Raw genomic sequence first — 1,918 nt, forward strand, 5'->3', positions numbered from 1 at the left:
TGCGCGTTGAGGGCTCCTTTGGTGATGCGGGGGTCGTTGCCTTCGCTGAGGGCGATTATGGGACGGGTGGCCGGAGCGTTTTGCCGCAACAGCTCGACGGGTGTCAGGGTCATGTGCTCCGGCCTCGTCCTGGGGTTAAGCGCCCTGCGCTTTCATGTCATCGGCGCTGATGCCGGCGACTGCGACGGGTTTTTTCATCGCGTCGCGGCGGAAAGGCTCGCCAAGCTCCTGGTTGATCAGGGCCTCGATCAGCGTGGTGATGCCGTTCTTCTGGTCCTCGATCGCCTGGTTCAGCGCCGCGGTCAGCTCGTCCTGGGTGCGCGCGACAACGCCTTTCAGGCCACAGGCCTGCGCGATACCGGCATAAGACACCTTGGTGTCCAGCTCGGTGCCCACGAAGTTGTCGTCGAACCACAGGGTCGAGTTGCGCTTTTCCGCGCCCCACTGGTAGTTGCGGAACACGATCTGGGTCACGGCGGGCCATTCCTCGCGGCCGATCGCGGTCAGCTCGTTCACCGCGATGCCAAAGGCACCGTCACCGGCAAAGCCCACAACCGGAACATCCGGGCAGCCGATCTTGGCACCGACGACGGCGGGCAGGCCATAGCCGCAGGGGCCGAACAGGCCCGGCGCCAGGTATTTGCGCCCCTCTTCAAACGACGGATAGGCGTTGCCGATGGCGCAGTTGTTGCCGATGTCCGAGCTGATGATCGCCTCTTTCGGCAGTGCCGCCTGAATGGCGCGCCACGCCATGCGCGGGCTCATCCAGTCGGGCTTGGCCGCGCGGGCACGCTGGTTCCAGGTGGTGCCCGGATCGTCATCCTCGTGGGTCATCGAGGTCAGTTCCTGCGCCCAGGCCGATTTCTTCTGCGCGATGCGCTCTTTGCGCTCCTTGCGGCCTTCGTCACCGGCGGTGTCGCTCAGCTGGGCCAGAATGCCCTTTGCCACCTTGGCAGCGTCGCCGATGATACCGACGCTGACAGCTTTGGTCAGGCCGATACGGTCGGGGTTGATGTCAACCTGGATGATCTTGGCATCCGCGGGCCAGTAGTTGATGCCATAGCCCGGCAGGGTCGAGAACGGGTTCAGACGGGTGCCGAGGCACAGGACAACATCCGCCTCGCTGATCAGCTCCATCCCCGCTTTCGAACCGTTATAGCCCAGCGGACCGGCAAACAGCGGGTGGCTGCCCGGGAAGGCGTCATTGTGCTGGTAGCCGACGCAGACCGGCGCATCCAGACGCTCGGCCAGCGCTTTCGACGCCTCGATGCCGCCTTCGGCCAGAACCACACCGGCGCCGTTCAGAATGACAGGGTTCCTGGCGTTCGACAGCAGCTCGGCCGCCTGGGCCACGGCGGTTTCGCCGCCCGAGGGGCGCTCGAACTCGACAATGGCGGGCAGGTCGATATCGACAACCTGGGTCCACATGTCGCGCGGGATGTTCAGCTGCGCCGGGGCGCTGGCGCGCTTGGCCTGCATGATCACACGGTTCAGAACCTCGCAGACGCGGGTCGGGTCGCGGACCTCTTCCTGATAGGCAACCATATCCTCGAACAGCTTCATCTGCTCGACTTCCTGGAAGCCCCCCTGACCGATGGTCTTGTTGGCCGCCTGCGGGGTCACCAGCAGAAGCGGCGTGTGGTTCCAGTAGGCAGTCTTGACGGCGGTCACAAAGTTGGTGATGCCCGGGCCGTTCTGCGCAATCATCATCGACATCTTGCCGGTGGCACGGGTGTAGCCATCCGCCATCATCCCCGCGCTGCCCTCATGCGCACAGTCCCAGAACATGATCCCAGCCTTCGGAAACAGGTCCGAAATCGGCATCATCGCCGAGCCAATGATCCCAAACGCATGCTCAATTCCATGCATCTGCAAAACCTTAACAAAGGCCTCTTCCGTCGTCATCTTCATAGGGGTG

At 63.7% G+C, this 1,918-nt stretch carries 1 protein-coding gene; it reads right to left on the reverse strand.

The genetic code is table 11. The features are described from left to right. Positions 1–135: 135 nt before the first annotated feature. Positions 136–1,911 (reverse strand): sulfoacetaldehyde acetyltransferase, encoded by a 1,776-nt coding sequence (gene xsc, locus AC2FLZ_RS21910; RefSeq protein ID WP_209508319.1) that lies wholly within the window; start codon positions 1,909–1,911, stop codon positions 136–138. Between the last annotated feature and the right edge of the window lie 7 nt (positions 1,912–1,918).

Source organism: Ruegeria sp. YKSF131 (genome assembly GCF_059612645.1).